The sequence below is a fragment of the Neolewinella agarilytica genome (assembly GCF_900110645.1).
Classification (GTDB): Bacteria; Bacteroidota; Bacteroidia; order Chitinophagales; family Saprospiraceae; genus Neolewinella; species Neolewinella agarilytica.
The window spans coordinates 158,130-175,783 of the sequence record NZ_FOFB01000004.1 but is presented as its reverse complement, the minus strand read 5'-3'; the positions used below and the strand labels follow the sequence as shown (position 1 = coordinate 175,783).

The window sequence follows — 17,654 nt, the reverse complement described above, 5'->3', positions numbered from 1 at the left end:
TGTTCCATGCGTCCTCTCTTATTCCTGGCCATCAGCCTGTTTTTCGTTTCCTGTGCTGTTACTAAATCCGCTACTAAAAAAACAGCTCAGAGTGCTGCGGCTTACCAGGCGGATCTCAACGCGAAATACCTGGACCCGGCCAGGACCATTCTCTCCGCCGAAGACCTGGCAACGCTGAAAGAAAAAGGAGGCCTACCCTTCTACCCGATAAATGATGCTTACCGGGTAACGGCTGACTTCAAGCGCTACTCCCAGCCCGAAATTATCGAATTCAAAACCAGTACCACCCGACTGGTGGACTACGCAGCCTTCGGCCTGGCTACTTTTGAGCTCAACGGCGCCACACATTCCCTGACGCTCTACCGCAGTACGGCCGCCAACCTCCCGCTGGAATATCGGAATTCTCTCTTCCTGCCCATGCGGGATCAAACCTCGGGCGACGAGACCTACGGCGGCGGACGCTACCTGGACATCGAGATCCCCGAAGGCGATAAAATCGTGATCGACTTTAACAAAACCTACCACCCCTACTGTGCTTACACCCTGGGCTACTCCTGCCCGGTTCCACCAGCAGAAAATTACCTGGAGACGCGCGTGGAGGCCGGGATTAAGATGGTGGATTTGGGCGGACATTAAAGAGTCTCCCGGCCCTGTTATCGTTTGGATTTCTTCTGTCTATGGATAAGAAATTGCCCTTCGACTCCCTGCGGTCGCTCGATGTCCGCTCAGGGACGATATAACTTTGAGGATCGGTCCCTGAGCGTAGTCGAATGGGTGTGTAGGGCGAAGTCGGGAGGCTATTCCTAAACTATTTAGGGAACTTTCGACTCACACTACATCTTCCCGTTAGATCATCGTTTCAATGAGATCAACTATCTTACCACCCCTAACCAAAAAGCTACCCGTGCGCCCATATTCCATCATTGCTCTTTTTACACTTTTATGCACCTGCGTCAGCGCCCAACTGCTGGCCCAGACAGCCAATTCAGAACAAGACCGCAGCGTAACCTACTATCTGCCTGACCTCGACTACAACGAGGACATTATGACGCCCGAGCAATTCCTCGGCTGGCAGATCGGTGACTGGCACATCAGTCACGATCTTCAGCAGGCCTACATGCGCTACCTGGCCGGCGCCAGTGACCGGATCACGCTGGAACAGATTGGTCGCACCTACGAAGATCGTCCGCTGCTGAACCTGATCATCACCAGCCCGGACAACCATAAGAATATGGCCGAACTACAGCGGCTGCACGAATACTGGAACGTACGCAACAGCGACGTGAAGGAAAATATGCTCAACGAGGTGCCAGCGGTCCTTTACCAGGGTTTCAGCATCCACGGCAATGAGCCCAGTGGCGGTAATGCCGCCCCCATGGTGGCTTACTACTACGCAGCAGCGCCCTGGTCAGCACTGGAAGCTACGCTGGACGACAACATCATCGTCTTTGACCCCTGCTACAACCCCGACGGCTTCAACCGCTTCGCCAGCTGGGCCAACACTCACAAGAACAAGGCCAGGACCTCTGATGGCCAGGACCGTGAATACAATGAGGCTTATCCCCGTGGCCGGTCCAACCACTACTGGTTTGACCTGAACCGAGACTGGCTGCCCGTGCAACACCCCGAAAGCCGTGCCCGTATCGCCAGCTTCCACAAATGGAAACCGAACGTGCTGACCGATCATCACGAAATGGGCAAAGACGCTACTTTCTTCTTCATGCCCGGTGCCCCAACGCGCATCCACCCCATGACGCCAAAAGTTAACCAGGAACTGACCGCCAAGATCGGCAAATTCCACGCCGAAGCCCTGGACGAAATTGGCTCCCTTTACTACTCCGGCGAGGGTTATGACGACTTCTACTATGGCAAAGGCTCCACCTACCCGGACATTAACGGCTGCGTGGGTATTCTCTTTGAACAAGCCAGCTCGCGCGGGCACCTGCAGGACACGGATAATGGCCTGCTGACTTTCCCCTTCACGATCAGAAATCAGGTAGCGACGGCCCTTTCCACCTTCAAAGCCTTTGGCGAGTTGCGGGATGAATTGCTTCGTTACCAGCGGGCTCACTGGCACAAGGCCTATGCCGGCAGCAATGGCTACGTCGTTGATTTTGAGGGCGACTTTGGTCGTGGTCGTGAGTTCATGGAAATGATGCAGCGGCACGGCGTCCCCATGAAGGAAAACGAGGTAAATGGCGTTGCTACTCAGGTCTTCATTTACGAAACCCCCTTCAGCAAAGCCGCCTTTGAGCCCATCCTGGAATTTGAAGACAGCCTCTTCTACGACGTTTCCACCTTCTCTTTGCCCATGGCCTTCAACCTGAAGTATACCAAGTCGACCACCGGTCTTCCGAAAGGTGGCAGCTGGCAGCCCGCGGGTAATGCTTTTCCCAGCCCAAAGGCCGGCCGGGCAAGCTACGCCTACCTCCTGCCCTGGGATGACTACTACGCCGCCAAGGCATTGTACCGCCTGCAGGACGCCGGTGTACGGGTGAAGGTGTCCGACCAGCCATTTACGGCACCCGGAGGTGAGCAACTCTCAGCCGGAACGTTGATGATCCCCGTCGGCAACATGCAGGAAATGAGCGACGACGAGCTTTATGCCCTGATTACAGAACTGGAAGAAGAGCTGCTGCTCGACTTCATTCCAACGGAGACCGGTACGCCCCTCGATGGGCTCATGTTTGGTAGCCGCTCCGCCTACCAGACGCTGCGTAAGCCCGAAATCGCCCTGCTGGTGGAAGGCGGCGTCAGCAGCCTCGATGCCGGAGAGACCTGGCACCTGCTCGATCAGCGCTTCGGAATTCCCGTGACTAAGCTTCCGTTGGACCGCGTCGGCCGCGCAGACCTGAGCCGCTACAACACGATCATTATGTCTGATGGGTACTACGGTGACCTGGGAGAAAGAGGAACGAAAGCCCTGCAGGAATGGATGGGGCCGGGTAATGTACTGATTACCTCCAAGCGAGCGGGCACCTGGGCGGCGGCTAACGGACTGGCCAGCGTCAAAACCCGTCGGATGGACAACCCCGACAAAGGCGTAAAACAACGCCCCTACGCTAAGGCTTACCGAGACCGTAGTGGTCGGGTCCTTGGCGGGGCCATTTATCAGATGGAGGGCGACCTGACGCACCCGCTGATGTTCGGCCTGAAGCGGAGCGAAATCCCGGTATTCCGCCGGGGCACCCTGCTCTTTGAACCCGCCAATAACGTTTACGCAACGCCCTTACGCTACTCAAGTAAGCCGCTGTTGAGCGGCTACAGTCCACGAGGGTTCGAGCAGGCGGCAGCAGAATCTGCCGGGGTAATTGTATCTGGCTCCCGGGGCGGACGCACCATCAGCTTTGCCGACAACATGAACTTCCGGGCTTTCTGGTACGGTACTAACCGACTGTTCCTGAACGCAATCTTTTTCGGAGATACCATTGGATCGGGGACGACGGATTAGTCTTGGGCGCGTACGCAGGTGCTAAGAAGGTCCTGGTAGGTGGCGCTCCGCGCCGCTACCTTTAGGTACACATCCTTGCGTGGGCTTAAAGCTCGCTTCGCGAACTTTAACCCCACGCTAAGGACGTTCGACCACTGCGTGGTCTTTAGCAGAACACACTATTTCAGAGCAGACTCCGTAGGAGTCGAACCTCCTTAGCCCCGGATGAAGACGTTGACGCAGTCAACGACGTAATCCGGGGAGAAGAAATAATATCACTCTACGCTAAGGATAGTCACCACTACATGGTCTCTAGAATTCAAGACTCCGCAGGAGTCAAACATACTTAGCCCCGGATGAAGACGTTGACGCAGTCAACGACGTAATCCGGGGAGAAGAAATAATGTCACTCTACGCTAAGGATAGTCACCACTACATGGTCTCTAGCAATTCAAGACTCCGTAGGAGTCGAACCTCCTTAGCCCCGGATGAAGACGTTGACGCAGTCAACGACGTAATCCGGGGAGAAGAAATAATGTCACTCTACGCTAAGGATAGTCACTACTACATGGTCTCTAGCAATTCAAGACTCCGTAGGAGTCGAACCTCCTTAGCCCCGGATGAAGACGTTGACGCAGTCAACGACGTAATCCGGGGAGAAGAAATAATATCACTCTACGCTAAGGATAGTCACTACTACATGGTCTCTAGCAATTCAAGACTCCGTAGGAGTCGAACCTCCTTAGCCCCGGATGAAGACGTTGACGCAGTCAACGACGTAATCCGGGGAAATCAGTGAAACACAAAATGCAGGGCTACCAACGACAAGGCCAGCCCCGCCCCCACCCAGGCCGTATCCCGGGAATCCGCGACGAAGAGCTCCCGCCAGGGGCGGAGTTTGCCACGCCCGGCGACTAGCTGAAACACCAGGAACAAACTGACAATGACCACCCCTGCCCGAACGAAATAATTCATGTCGGGGAAGAAATATTGAATCGCCAGATTGAGCGGAGCAGAAGCCAGGAAGGCCCAGAGCGTGATCCGTGGTGCTGGAGCGATCAAAAGAGCAGCAGATAAGATAACCACTACGATGCCACAGTTTACATAGTAGCGGAGTTCATTCAGGGTGTGGGTGAAGGCAGCCTCAGGGTTATTGAACTTGAGGTACATCAGGGTGAGTCCCATGGCAATGCCCGTAAGCAAAGTGACAAGGATGGTTTGTCGACCTGCAGTAACCATTTGAGTTTCCGTCGCCTCCGGTTTGAGGTAGCGTTTATAGACATCTACGCTCCAGAGCGTAGCCAGGCTGTTGAAGGTGGAATCTACGGTAGACATCAGGCTTGCGAAGAGAGCACAAAGAATGATACCCTTCAGTCCGGTAGGAATGTAAGTATCCACGAGGTAAGGGAAGGCTGCATCCGGGTCTCCGAGTCCCTGCTCTCCGAGGATGCCGAACAGCGCGATGCCCGGAACAATGATGATGACCGCCATGAGATATTTGGTGACACCACCAACCATGAGGCCGATCTGCGCCTCGCGCAGACTCCTGGCGGCAAGGCTTCTTTGCACGACGGCCTGGTTGGCACACCAATAATTGATGTTGAGGAAGAAGAGGCCGAACAGCAGCGTCCAGGGTAACTTGGGGTGATCCGCCGGCAGGTGGAGATGCATCAGCTGAGGTGTCTTTTCGTAGAGCTGGCCCCAGCCCCCCAAGTGATGAACGGCGACTAAAGTCACTACTATGCCACCAGTGAGCAGGATGACAAACTGTATAATGTCCGTTTTCACCACTGCTGCCAAGCCCCCCAGGTAAGTATAGATCGCGGAAAAAACACCCAGTGCGATGATTAGCACACTCAATCTGACAAGGCGATTTTCACTGATAAAAGCAAAGTACTCCCCGAACACCAACTCAGCGGCATACGCCCCCCAAAACAACGCGCCGCCCAGGGTGATGGTGGCAAATAAGGCCAGGTTGGCCAGACTGTAAGCCAGGGCTACTTTAGGTCCTACTTTCCGCTCGATGAACTGCGTAATGGTAATGATCTTCTCGCTCAGGTACATCGGCACGAAGAGGAAGGCCGCAAGCAGGATACCCTGCACGGCGTTGATTTCCAGGTTCGCCTGTGCCAGTCCGTACAGGTAGGCCGAGCCCATCATCCCCAAAAACTGGTAGCCCTGAATGTTTGTCGCAATCGTCGACATCGCCACCGACGGCCAGCGGAGGTTTCGGTTACTGAGAAAGTAACTCTCTGCACTGGTCTCTTCTTCCCGGTTTCGCCCACTAAGAGCCACAAACATGATGACGGCGAAATAGGTAAGGACAATGAGGAGGTCTGGCATGATGATCTTTTGGTTCGTTGGTCTTTGGGGCGTCAAGGAACCTGGCGGCTAAAGCTACGAGGAATTTTGGTTGCTCTCCTTCGGGACAAGGTCCTCGAAGCGTCCGACAGGGCCTTCGGGCGGCCTGGAAGGCTCTTGCCGGGACGCTTGAAGGTCCTGCCGGACGCTTCAAGGTCCCCTGAACGATTCGCCTTCCATCGGGGTTACATTAACAATATGTTCTCCAAAAAACGAAACTACCTTTTTCTGCTGCTAATCCCGCTACTGCTGTTCATCGCTTACGTGGTGTACCGCGTAAAACCCTTTAGTGATAACCAATGGAGTGATCAACAGCTGACTGCCGCCTTTTCCAGCGGCGCATACGGCCAGGTCGAACTTGGCTATTTACGGGGCAGTAGTCGTAAACTTCGGTTTTTACAGCTTGGTCAGGATTCCAGCAAACCCTTACTGGTTTTCATCCATGGCTCGCCTTCCAGCAGTTCCTTCTGGGTGACGATGATGCGTGACAGTAGCCTGCGGTCCCGTGCTAACTTACTGGCCATCGACCGGCCGGGTTATGGCGGTAGTGGGCTGGGCATCCCGATGATCTCCGTTCGGGAGCAAGCAGAAAACGTGGCGGCCGTTATTGCCGCCCGACGGATGTCTGACGAGCAGCCCGTTGTGGTCCATGGCAGCAGCTATGGCGGAACCGTGAGTGCACGCATTGCAATGGACTACCCGGAAATAGTCGATGGATTATTGCTGCAGTCCGCCAGTATGGCTCCCCGCGAAGAATACACTTACTGGATTACCCACCCGACGAGTTACTGGCCTTTGAGTAAGTTGATTCCCTCTTCTTTGTCAACGGCTAACAATGAAAAACTCAGTCATGAAGAACAACTGGAAGAGATGGTAGACGAATGGGACAATATCGACGCCAGTACCGTCATTTTACACGGCACGGACGACTGGCTCATCTACCCACCCAACGCCTACTTCGCTTGCGACCAGCTCATTAATGCGGAAGAACTCGTCCACCATATGGTCGATAAAGGACAGCATGACCTGATCTTCCGGACGCCAAAGCTACTGAAGCGCTACCTGCATAAATTGCTGAACGACGTGACGAACGAAAGGATAGTGGGCGCAGCCGCAGGTGCAGGGGAAAGTCTTTAGAAGCAGGGGTTGGTCGAGACGCTATGCGTCGGGCCGGGCAAGGGAGCGAAGCGACTTTGGCCGTGTAACACCTTAACAGATGGCTGCCACGCATACACGCTCCGGGAGCCTTCAGCCCCGCTCGCGCTCAACGCATAGCGTTTCGACCAGCAGCGAACAGACTCCCCCTATCGGCAGCGGTAAATCACAAATTTCTTGTTTTCCGCCACCGAGAGCACCTCCCCGAACAGTTTCCGAAGATGGGTAGCATAGTTCAGGTGGCGGTTGGCCACCACCACGAAATTCCCTTGTGGCTTGAGCTTTTCTTTCGCCTGGGCAAATAGTTCCAGGCTGGTGTCGATGGTATTCCGATGCCCGTCGTGAAAGGGTGGATTAGTGACGATCAGATCAAAATACGCGGGTGGCCAGTGGTGAAGGTCGGCACGCCACTGAAGATCCGCTTCTGCATCGAGGTTGATCCCGGCCGAGGCGATAGCCAGGGAGGAGACGTCCGTTCCTGCCAGCCGGGTACCGGGGTAATGTTGCCTTTTCAACTGGTCGCCAATGACGCCGTTGCCGCAGCCAACGTCCAGGAGATTAGCCGGAGCAGTTATCTTTTGCAGAAAGGGGTTTGTCTTCCATTCCTCCAGCAGAAACTGCGTAGCGTAGTCGATGTGGCTGGCGGAAAAGACGCCATAGTATTGGCGGTAGATCTTCTCCCGATACGACATTTCCCGTAGTGGCAGTTTTGACGTTTGTTGTGGGAGAAAGTCTTCCAGCACAAGCAGGCGCGCTTTTTTGAAGGCACGGCTTTGGCTTACCGTAGCGGCATATTTTTCGGCAATTTCCAGAAGTCTTGGGCTGAAGTGGCGGGTCATGAAGCCTACGGCCAGGCGGGTCTCAGGGGTAGCGGAAGTCGCCACCCGCTGCAAGTACACTTCGAAGAGGTCAAGCGATTTGGGCAGTCGCATCAGGTTAATGAGGTGAGCCGTGCCAGGGTCAGTGGGGGCTTCCCGTTCGGGCAGAGTGGCCGCTGCTCCATGATTGAGCCGAAAGCACTCGTGCATTCGATCGTGATGCAGGATGTTATCGGAGACGAAGCAGTGGTTTTGGGCTTTCAGACAAGTGGTAAGAACACCAAACTCATCGTGCAGGAGCGTAGCGGTGGGTAGCTGTCGGGGGCCTTCTTCTCCGTAGGCCCAGTTGAGGAGGAGCTCGTCGAGGGGTTTGAGTTTGGGTTCGGCGGCGGAGCCGCCGGTGGCGAGCGGATTCAGGAGAAAATCCCTACCGCCAAAAGAAACCTTAACCGTACCAGGATGTGCCATGGCGTGAAGGTACTTTGCTTTATTAAAACGCCCTCTGCACCTGCGGGGAGCGCCCCCTATTTCGCCTCTTTGTACCAATCCATTTTCCGTACTTCCACCTCTGGAGCGGACTCTTTCACCAGTAATTCGAATTGGTCCAGATCACTAAAAGTACCATCTCCATTACGGTAGTGGTAAGGGTAAACGACGGTAGGCTGCATCTCCGCAACCATATCCGCTGCAGCCTCCACGGTCATGGTATAGGGTTGGTTCATGCAAACGAAGGCGTAGTCGATGCCTTTCAGCGCACGAATTTCCGGCACGTCCTGGGTGTCACCGGAAAAGTAGTAGGTCTCGTTGCCGATGGTGAGCACATAGCCATTAAAATCACCTTTGGGGTGGAACATTTTCGGTGCCGAAGGCAGGTTGTAGGCAGGTACTGCCTCCACCTTGATACCATGCTCGCTGGCGGTTTCTCCGTTCCTGAGCACTTGTACGCCGGCAAAGGTCAGATCGGCCAGCGCATCGGCAACGGCTTGTGGAGCCAGCAGGGTCGCTTTGCTCAGGTCAAGTCCTTTCAGGGTTTCCATGTCCATATGGTCACCGTGCGTGTGGGTAATCATCAGTAGGTCCGGAGCGCCAAATCTGGTGTATCGTTCTGCTCCGTTGTAGGGGTCAATCAACACCGTTTTATCTTCGTGCGTCAGGGCAAGGGATCCGTGAAAGACCGGATGAATGGTCACTTCCATCACCTTATTCTCTTCAGGAGGCGCGGGAATATCGTAGACATCGTTTTTCGTATTATTCTTTGGACCACAGCCGACGAATAGGAAAAGCGCCGTAAAAAAGAGGAGGTTTTTCATACTTGTTTTTTTCGTTGAACGTAGGGAGCCCGAGATCGTTCACCGATGACCAGACCACAAACAGGACCGCCGCAGCCCCTCGAGAGGAGCCGCGGCGGATGTGAAGTGGAGGCGGGGAGATTTGAACTCCCGTCCAGCGAAAGCGCAAGGCAGCTTTCTACACGCTTAGCGAACCAGTTAGATTGTCGGGTCCGGGGGAAGATTGGTTGCCCTCTAATCCCAAACCGTAGATCCTTTAATTTCGCCTCCCACTCAGATCAGGATGGGCGACTAGTACCAAGAGGGTGAAGGCGGCGTGATGTGTATGGTACCTCAACCATGCGGCCTATATACTATGGTTCTAATCAGAGATTAGGCTGCCATAGCGTAGCTGGGAGTGCCAACTAGAAGTATAATCGTTATTTTTTACGGAGTAACCAATCATGCTCCGGCGTGCTTACTACAAAGCTTACTTCCCTGTCGATTCCGGTACGCCCCCGTTAGGGCTCCGCGGTGGGTATTGCGGACCTTCGTAGAGTAAAACATACCAATGGAGCGCAAGGTTGCCTTACTTGTACTTTTTCCACTACCTTTTGCTGATATTGTACCTGCTATGACTGTTTCAATTGCTCGACTCTTCTGCTTTTCCTTCATTTTTGCGGGTCTGTCCTCCCTCGCTTACGGACAGATAAACGTAGACTCGGTTTTAGCAATTGCTGAAACTATTGAGGAGGACGGGGATCGCAGGGACTTTCTTGACGACGTTGTCGCTCCGAATAACTTCAGGGATTTTGATGATCCGGTTATGTTGGTCAAAGAACAACTTGCTTTGGCTAAGAAGTTAAACTCCTTTCAGGATGAAGTAATTTATGCTCTTGATTTAATCACATCAGCCAATTTCGTCGCTCAATTTGCGCTTGCAGATTCTCTTTCGCTGCATTACGTTACCCGCGTAGAAGATGTAGAAAGTTTACGCAACAAGATTTACCTCTATCATGAAGCAGCCAAGTCTGCTTTCTTTAACCAGATCTACGATCAGGGTATTCATTACGATACGCTTGCCTTAGAGTTGGTCTCAGGCCTCCGTCCGCCGGCTTTTCGGGATTCGATGGCTGCGGAGCTCTATAACTTTCTGGGCAAATCCTATAATGCGAGTGGACAGTTTGTGCCTGCAGCCCTGGTGCTGACTAAGGGGATCGATCTGATTCGGGCAAGAACCACCCCGCCGAACGTCTTGAACGAGATGTATACGGAACTGGGCATTGTCTACAGCCAGATAGGTTTGTATGATCAGGCTGTGGAATACCTTGATAAAACGACGGCCACTTCAAAATCCGTTATTGGTATTGCAGGGACACAAACCAATATCGGACGTAATCTGCTTCTGACGAATAACTACCCTGCCGCAAGAGATCGCTACCTGAAGGTACTCACCTACGACCTTCCTCCGAGTGCGCAAGGAATAAGCCTGACCTATGCCTACAATGGCCTGGTAGAAGCCTTTTACCGGATGAAGAATCAGGATTCTCTCAATCTCTATTACCAGCAATACACGAGCTTGTTAGAAGAAAACCCTGAGCTCCGGGAAGCTAACGGCTTTCTTTACCGTCAGTCTACTTTTCTGTACCAACTTACCAACAACCGCTTAAACGAAGCGCAGGCCACCGGGGAAGCACTCTATCAGGAAGCCATCGAAAAGAACGATCCGGCGGAGCAGTTGATGTATACTGAGTTCTTGTCCGATTTATATAAAAAGCAAGGTAACTACCGCGCCGCTGAGCAATATACCCGAGCGTTAATGACGCTGAAGGATAGCATCCAGGGAGCTAACCGAAACAACGCCTTGCTGCTTTACTACAATCAGTTTGAGACTAAAGAGAAAGAGAACGAAATTCTTCGGTTAGATGCTGAACGGCAGCAAGCCACCGCAAGCCGGCGTTTGTTTCAAACCGCCGCCGGGCTTCTGGGCCTGTTATTACTTATGGGTTTGTTCTTCTTCCTCAGGCTCCGGAAAGCCCGCCAGAAGCTGGCGGCTCAAAATGATGAGCTCAACGAGCTGAATGCCACTAAAGACCGCTTTTTCGGCATCATTGCCCATGACCTGCGCAACCCTATTGTAGCACTGAGTACTGCGGGAAATCAGGTCAACAGGCTCTTCGACCGGGGCAAAACCGATGCAGTGAAGCGGGTGGTTGGCAACATTAGCGGAACGGCCGATCGGTTAAACGGGCTATTAGACAATTTGCTGCAATGGGCCCTGAGCCAATCTGGCGCCATCACCCTGAAAAAGGAACGCCTTTCTTTAACCAAAATAATGGAGAACAACCTGGCTTTATACGCTCCGGCCGCCAGGGAAAAAGACATTGATCTTCGCAATGAGGTTCCCGAAGGCACCTACGTCAACGCCGATCATAATGCCCTGCAAACCATACTTCGAAACCTGCTCGGCAATGCAGTCAAGTTTACGCCGGCCGGGCAACAAAGTGTTGTCACCCTAAGCCATCGCCAGGAAGGGAAAATGGACATCATTACGGTGAGTGACCAGGGCAAAGGAGTTTCTGAAGAAGATCAGCAGCAGCTGTTTAGTCTTCACCGCGGCAGAAGTGGTAGTGGAAGAAGAAAATCGGGAACCGGGCTGGGGCTAATCCTTTGCCGGGATCTGGCTGAGCTACACGGGGGCCGTATTGAACTGGACAGCAAAGCCGGCGAAGGGGCACGGGTTTCTGTTTTGTTGCCTCGTGGCTAAATCAGCCGATTACAGCTTTCCGATTCTGCGCAGGAATTCTTCCCGCTCTCGTTTAGCCAGGGGCACCCGCCGGCCGCCAATGAGCACTATCTCGCTGTCCTGCAAGTCTACAGACTCAACAAACTGTTCATTCACCAGATGACTTCGGTGGGTGCGCATAAAGCGGTCAGCGGGCAGGCGCCCTTCCAGTTCCTGGAGCGGCATCCGGATCAGGTATCGGTTAGTGGTTGTGTGAATTTCACAGTATCGTCCGTCAGCATTGACGGAAGTGATTTCCGACAGGGGGATTTTGCGGAGGTTTTTTCCCGTTTTCACGTAAAGGTTCTCTTCCTCTTCCGTTGTTTTTTTCGGAACAGACGCGTTCGCGGCTGTCGTCGGGGAGCCGGAGGCCAGTTGAATGGCCCGGCTAACCTGCAAGTCATCAAAAGGCTTGAGCAGGAAGTTAACGGGGCCAGTTCTACTGGCCCGTTGAAAAGTCCGGTCGTCTTTCTCTGCGGTAATAAAAATGACAGAACAGGGCCCTAATTGCTGTATACGCTCAGCAGTCTCTACGCCATCATAGGCTCCGGGGATATTGATATCCATCAGGAGTAAATCGGGAAAACTGTCTTTTACCATTTCCAGCGCACTGTCAGCATCCACTGCGCATCCCAGGACTTCATGTCCCAGGTCCTCTGCCAGCATTTCTAAATGAGTGGCGTAAAGGGGCTCATCTTCAACGATAAGTATGGTCATATGGTAAAGCAGGTTAGAACCCGTATAAACTTTTTGCTGCGCAGTACTTCGTACTCTGAGCTGGCCGCTCCGAAGCCAGGGGAAATCAGGGCCCGGATAAGGTCGCGAACGAAAAGTTTAAACGGGTTCTTAGCGTAAAGGTACGGTTTGCAAATAATTGAGGGCGGGGATCGCTGACGTTTCAAGGTCCTTTCAGGGACGCGTGAAGGTCAGCTCAGACTTCCTGCAGGAACATTGAAACGACCTACAAGCGTTCCGGGCCCAACTGCCAAAGCGCAAATTCCGCCCGCTCATACCCATAAGGCTCCCGTTCATGACCAAAGCCTGATGTAGCTCTCTTTTCGCTCCAATCTTTGTGTCAGACAAAAGGAACGAATAGCATCCCTTTAACTTCAAAACAAGTAAAAATCAAGTAATTATGAGAGCTACACTTTTTCTATTCCTACTGCTTGCTTCCGGCTTCCTGGCCGCACAGAACTTCGTACAAATTGAGAGTCGCTGGCAGAAAAATTTCGGGGCTAACCCTCAGGTTCACCTTCAGGAGCCCAGCCCTGCTTTTGGGCTGACGGAAGCCGGCTGGTGGTCTAAAGACTGGATCGTCGAAGACGCCGGTGGCGGGTACGTCCGCTTCAAAAACCGCTGGCGGGGTACCTATCTGCTGCAAAATGTAGACGTAGGGCCAACGGAAGCTGGCGCCATTAAGCCCGGCTGGTGGTCTGCGCAGTGGACGATTGAACCTGCCGGCGGCAACTTTGTCCGCATTAAAAACCGCTGGAGAGGCACCTACCTGCACATCCACAATGCAGGCCTGGAATGTGGTCCGATGGAGCCCGGACAGTGGGGCGCACAGTGGGTATTGAAAGGATATAAGGGAGCCGTTGCTCCGCAGCCAGGTCCGAACCCAGACCCCAAACCCCAGCCCCAGCCCAAACTGGGCCCTGCCCATGATATTTCGAACCTTTCCTACGGCGCTACACCTACCCCACCGGCCATTAAAGCCTACGTGAAAAAAGTAGCCGTTGGGGGTAGCAACACCGCGCCTAAGACAGGGGTTTTCAACCTCGATATGCCTCCCATCGGCAACCAGGGGAGTGAAGGCAGTTGCGTAGCCTGGGCCCTGGGCTATGGCATTATGAGCTATGAGATGAGAAAGAGAAGTGGTCTTGACTACTACTACCTCGGCACTAAAAACCTCAACACCATGCAAATCGGCAGCCCGGAGTACCTCTTCAACCGGGTTAACCTCAACAATAAGGATTGTAGCAACGGTAGTTATTTCGTCGGCACCCCTGAACGCCGTGGCGCACTGGACCATCTGAAATACGCTGGCATCGCCCCCCTGGCCGCAGCCCCCTATTCTGACCGGAATGGTTGTGGAACGGTCGACAACTACAAAGAACCTGAGAACCCACTGGCAGCCATGAACAAGATCGACCAGTATGCGCTCATTGAAAACGACCAGCTTACGGAGCGCAATCTCAAATCATTGCTCAACGACGGCTATCCCATTCTGGTGGGAGCCAACCTGACAACTGCTTTCAAGCAGGGACGTCGCGGATACGTTTGGGATACAGGAGTAGGAGGAGTCAATGGCACGCACGCCGCCCACGCCATGGTCATTATGGGCTACGACGACAGTAAGCGTGCCTTCAAACTGCAAAACTCCTGGGGCACCAACTGGGGTGATGATGGCTACGGATGGATCGGCTACGACCACGTCAAGAATGCAGTCTTCGAAGCTTACGTTGTTTATGCTGACCGACTGGACGGCTTCGAGATCACCGAGCCCAATTACGTCACCGTTTATAGCGAAGCATTGTATGTAGCCAATGTCACGCTGACCTATACGCTTAACGGACAAGCAAAGAAGTTTGAAAAGAAAATCAGTGCTTTCTTCAGCTTTGAGCACCAGTTACCAAAGCAGGCTAGAAACGTGCGCTTGAAGGTAGATGGCATTCTGGTAACCGACCCACTGAATTTCGACAAGACCTTTAACTCCAACTCCATCCAGGCCTGCTACAAAATCTGGGGTTCCTTTCTCGACACAGAATACGCTACGATGGAATGCTCCTATTAAATTATAGTACGAATCGGAAAGGTGTCCGGCGGTCTGCTCCTGAAAAGGATCGGGCCGTCGGCTTTTGGGGCGCGGACGCAGGTGCAAGGGGAGGGTCAGAGAGTCAAGCAGTCAAATAGTCCAACAATCAGGGAGCACTGTTTGACTGCTTGACTCTCTGATTCCTTGACTACTTCACCCGCGTCCGGAACATCTCCCGCTCTCCGTCCTTGAGGCTGAGGAAACCGACCAGCTCATCCCCTTTAGCAATTGGTCCAACCCCTTCGGGCGTACCGGTAAAGAGCAGGTCCCCCTTCTGCAGGCGGAAGTACTGGCTTACGTAGCAGATCAGCGCCGTCAGGTCAAAGATCATGTTCCGGCTGTGGCCGTGCTGAACTTCTTCGCCGTTTTTCTCCATCCGGAATTCAATGTCGTTGAGGTCGGCGAACTGCTCCGGGGCGAAGAATTCCTTGCCCAGCGGCGCTGAGTTGTCGAAGCCCTTGGCGATTTCCCAGGGGTGGCCCTTAGCCTTGAGCTCGTTTTGCAGATCCCGGGCGGTAAGGTCGAGGCCCAGCCCGATGGCACCGACATAGTCCATCGCAAACTGCGGCTGCACGTGGCGGCCGTTCTTGGCGATCTTGATCACCAGCTCCGTCTCGAAGTGAATGTTCTCGGAGTAATCCGGGTAGTAGAACGGCTTATTGTTCGGTAGAATAGCCGTGGGCGGCTTCATGAAAACCATCGGTTTTCCGGGAGCTTTGTTGCCGAGTTCGGCGGCGTGGGCGGCGTAGTTGCGGCCGATGCAGAAGATTTTCATTCGTTATTTTTTGTACCGCCGACTTTAGTCGGCGGAGGTTCTGGCTTACGCCGACTGAAGTCGGCGCTACAAAGCTACCCGCCAATCCGTCGCGGCAAGGTTCGTCCCGATACGCCCCTCAATATCCGAAGTCTCCGCGGGAACGAAGGTTTTACCGGTGATGGTTTCGTAGAGTTCGGTGTAGCGCTTAGTGACGAGCTCGACGAAAGAGTCCGGCATATCGGGCATGGTCTGTCCGTCGAGGCCCTGGAAGCCATTGTCCATGAGCCATTCGCGGACGAACTCCTTGGAGAGTTGTCTCTGGCGCTCACCCTTCGCCTGCCGCTCGGCGTAGCCCTCGGCGTAGAAGTAGCGGCTGGAGTCGGGGGTGTGGATCTCGTCGATGAGGTAGATCTCTCCATCAAGGAGACCGAACTCATACTTCGTGTCCACCAGGATGAGGCCGCGCTCGGCGGCCATGGCGGTGCCCCGGCTGAAGAGGCGACGGGTATAGTCTTCGAGCTTGGTGTAGATGGCTTCGGAGACGATGCCGCGGGCCAGGATATCCTCCCGGCTGATGTCTTCATCGTGGCCTTCCTCAGCTTTCGTCGCCGGGGTAATGATGGGTTCTGGAAAGGCATCCGCTTCGCGCATCCCACCCGGCATTTCAACCCCACACAGCACCGGCGTCCGCGCCTCGTCCTTTGCTTTTTTGTAGGTCCGCCAGGCATGCCCCACGGCGTAGCCCCGGATGACCATCTCGATCGGAATCGCCTCACAGGCTTTGCCAATGGCTACGTTAGGATCGGGCGACAGCTCCAGCCAGTTCGGGCAGATATCCCGCGTGGCTTCCAGGAAATGAATCGCTGTCTGGTTCAGTATTTGCCCCTTATGCGGGATGGCCTTGGGCAACACGTGATCAAAGCTGGAAATCCGGTCGCTGGCCACCATCAACAGTTGGTCTCCCCGGCGGTAAACGTCCCGCACTTTACCGCGATAAAATTCAGCGGGAGGATCAAATTTGAGGTTGGTTTCGCGGAGTGCCTGAGACATGGGGAAAAGTTTGGGCCAAAGATATGCAGACGATTCTCTATTCCCGATTCCCGATTCATGATTTTTGATTTACCTCCAAAGAATACGGCCCCTACTGCTTAGCAATAGAGGCCGTAAATCGAGAACCCCAAAGGGCTCAGCGAAGCTAATCGAGAATCTCTTAGAGCTGCTCCTCAGAGACAGCAATATCCTCATCCAATTCATCCTGGACGGGCATAACGGAAGGTCCGGCAGAATTCCGGGCTTGTTCCTTTTCCTTATGTTTTTTGATTTGGCGGCGCAGTGCTTCCGTAACGTCAGCAATGGCGCGCTTGATACTGGGGTCAGTATACTCGGCGAAGAGATCGTTACCCGGGATGGCCAGGCGAACTTCCACTTTATGACCGTTGGCGGCCGTGCCGTCGTCGTCTTTGATGTAGACGTCGGCACGCTCGATCCGGTCGTAGAAGGTCTCCAGCTTGGTTACTTTATCATTGATGACCTGCTTAGTACTGTCCAGGAGTTCTCCGGACTTGTGAATGGTAATCTGCATATAATGTCAGGTTTTGGTTAAGAAATCAGAGCTCAGATAACTGATGGCGCTCCAGGTTTATTTTAAATGAAAACCCCGTGGAGGGGCTATTCGTTCGCCCGTTGATAAATATCATCGTCGGCAGTCCGGAAACCATCGACCAATGGATAAGAAATCTCCGGGAGTACTGGTAAGCTAGGGTTTATGGATTGGAAATGCAAACGTTGAAGTTCGGGATTTCCGGAGGGGCTGATAACCAATTGATTGGGGGAGTCTCGTGTGGCTGTTTTCTAACCACGGAGGTACACGGAGGTTTTCACAGAGGTACACAGAGGAGGGGGCTGCTTCGTAGTTTTAACCACAGATTAGCACGGATTTACACAGGTTTGAAGCACAGATTTTAATCGCTGCGCGACGGGGAGATTAGATCAAAGTAGGCTCGTGTGGCCGTTTTTAACCACCGAGGGACACGGAGGTTTTCACAGAGGTACACAGAGGAGAGGGCTGCTTCGCAGGTTTGACCACAGATTAGCACGGATTTACACAGATTTGAAGCACAGATTTTGGTCGCTGCGCGACGGAGTGTTTAGATCAAAGTAGGCTCGTGTGGCCATTTTTAACCACAGAGGGGCACGGAGGTTTTCACAGAGGTACACAGAGGAGAGGGCTGCTTCGCAGGTTTGACCACAGATTAGCACGGATTT

12 protein-coding genes and 1 other RNA gene are annotated in these 17,654 nt (G+C 53.6%); 5 read left to right on the top strand and 8 right to left on the bottom strand.

The annotated features are described in order from the left end of the window. Positions 1 to 6 precede the first annotated feature (6 nt). Both BM123_RS05320 and BM123_RS05315 read left to right on the top strand, forming a co-directional pair. Complete coding sequence (locus BM123_RS05320; RefSeq protein WP_090166042.1) at positions 7 to 636, top strand: DUF1684 domain-containing protein; 630 nt, start codon at positions 7 to 9, stop codon at positions 634 to 636. Positions 637 to 862: 226 nt separating this feature from the next. Next, entirely contained in the window at positions 863 to 3,451 is a 2,589-nt protein-coding gene (locus BM123_RS05315; protein WP_090166040.1) for a M14 family zinc carboxypeptidase, read from the top strand. A gap of 771 nt (positions 3,452 to 4,222) precedes the next feature. Here the strand turns inward: BM123_RS05315 and BM123_RS05305 are convergent. Beyond that, positions 4,223 to 5,773: an SLC5 family protein gene (locus BM123_RS05305; RefSeq protein WP_090166036.1), complete on the bottom strand. Its 1,551-nt coding sequence runs from the start codon at positions 5,771 to 5,773 to the stop codon at positions 4,223 to 4,225. Between the two features lie 216 nt (positions 5,774 to 5,989). Between BM123_RS05305 and BM123_RS05300 the strand changes: the two genes are divergently transcribed. Beyond that, complete coding sequence (locus tag BM123_RS05300; RefSeq protein ID WP_090166034.1) at positions 5,990 to 6,928, top strand: alpha/beta fold hydrolase; 939 nt, start codon at positions 5,990 to 5,992, stop codon at positions 6,926 to 6,928. A gap of 167 nt (positions 6,929 to 7,095) precedes the next feature. On the opposite strand, the gene BM123_RS05295 is transcribed toward BM123_RS05300, so the two are convergent. The 3 genes from BM123_RS05295 to ssrA form a co-directional block, all read right to left on the bottom strand. Then, on the bottom strand, positions 7,096 to 8,232 hold the full coding sequence (locus tag BM123_RS05295) for a class I SAM-dependent methyltransferase (RefSeq protein ID WP_090166032.1): 1,137 nt from the start codon (positions 8,230 to 8,232) through the stop codon (positions 7,096 to 7,098). A gap of 56 nt (positions 8,233 to 8,288) precedes the next feature. Continuing rightward, positions 8,289 to 9,074 (bottom strand): MBL fold metallo-hydrolase, encoded by a 786-nt coding sequence (locus tag BM123_RS05290; RefSeq protein ID WP_090166031.1) that lies wholly within the window; start codon positions 9,072 to 9,074, stop codon positions 8,289 to 8,291. 103 nt (positions 9,075 to 9,177) lie between these two features. After that, positions 9,178 to 9,552: a transfer-messenger RNA gene (ssrA, locus tag BM123_RS05285) on the bottom strand. Positions 9,553 to 9,666: 114 nt separating this feature from the next. Here ssrA and BM123_RS05280 point away from each other — a divergent pair. Then, on the top strand, positions 9,667 to 11,799 hold the full coding sequence (locus tag BM123_RS05280; RefSeq protein WP_175489258.1) for a tetratricopeptide repeat-containing sensor histidine kinase: 2,133 nt from the start codon (positions 9,667 to 9,669) through the stop codon (positions 11,797 to 11,799). 9 nt (positions 11,800 to 11,808) lie between these two features. Here the strand turns inward: BM123_RS05280 and BM123_RS05275 are convergent, their stop codons facing one another. Further along, complete coding sequence (locus BM123_RS05275; RefSeq protein WP_090166027.1) at positions 11,809 to 12,534, bottom strand: LytR/AlgR family response regulator transcription factor; 726 nt, start codon at positions 12,532 to 12,534, stop codon at positions 11,809 to 11,811. Between the two features lie 418 nt (positions 12,535 to 12,952). Here BM123_RS05275 and BM123_RS05270 point away from each other — a divergent pair, with 418 nt between their 5' ends. Further along, complete coding sequence (locus BM123_RS05270; protein WP_090166025.1) at positions 12,953 to 14,611, top strand: C1 family peptidase; 1,659 nt, start codon at positions 12,953 to 12,955, stop codon at positions 14,609 to 14,611. Between the two features lie 169 nt (positions 14,612 to 14,780). On the opposite strand, the gene BM123_RS05265 is transcribed toward BM123_RS05270, so the two are convergent. The 3 genes from BM123_RS05265 to hpf all read right to left on the bottom strand — a co-directional run bounded on the left by BM123_RS05265 (position 14,781) and on the right by hpf (position 16,971). Beyond that, positions 14,781 to 15,407 (bottom strand): fumarylacetoacetate hydrolase family protein, encoded by a 627-nt coding sequence (locus tag BM123_RS05265; protein ID WP_090166023.1) that lies wholly within the window; start codon positions 15,405 to 15,407, stop codon positions 14,781 to 14,783. A gap of 66 nt (positions 15,408 to 15,473) precedes the next feature. After that, positions 15,474 to 16,439, bottom strand: coding sequence for a phosphoribosylaminoimidazolesuccinocarboxamide synthase (locus BM123_RS05260; protein WP_090166021.1), 966 nt, complete (start codon positions 16,437 to 16,439; stop codon positions 15,474 to 15,476). A 160-nt stretch (positions 16,440 to 16,599) separates the two neighbouring features. Then, complete coding sequence (gene hpf / locus BM123_RS05255; protein ID WP_090166019.1) at positions 16,600 to 16,971, bottom strand: ribosome hibernation-promoting factor, HPF/YfiA family; 372 nt, start codon at positions 16,969 to 16,971, stop codon at positions 16,600 to 16,602. Between the last annotated feature and the right edge of the window lie 683 nt (positions 16,972 to 17,654).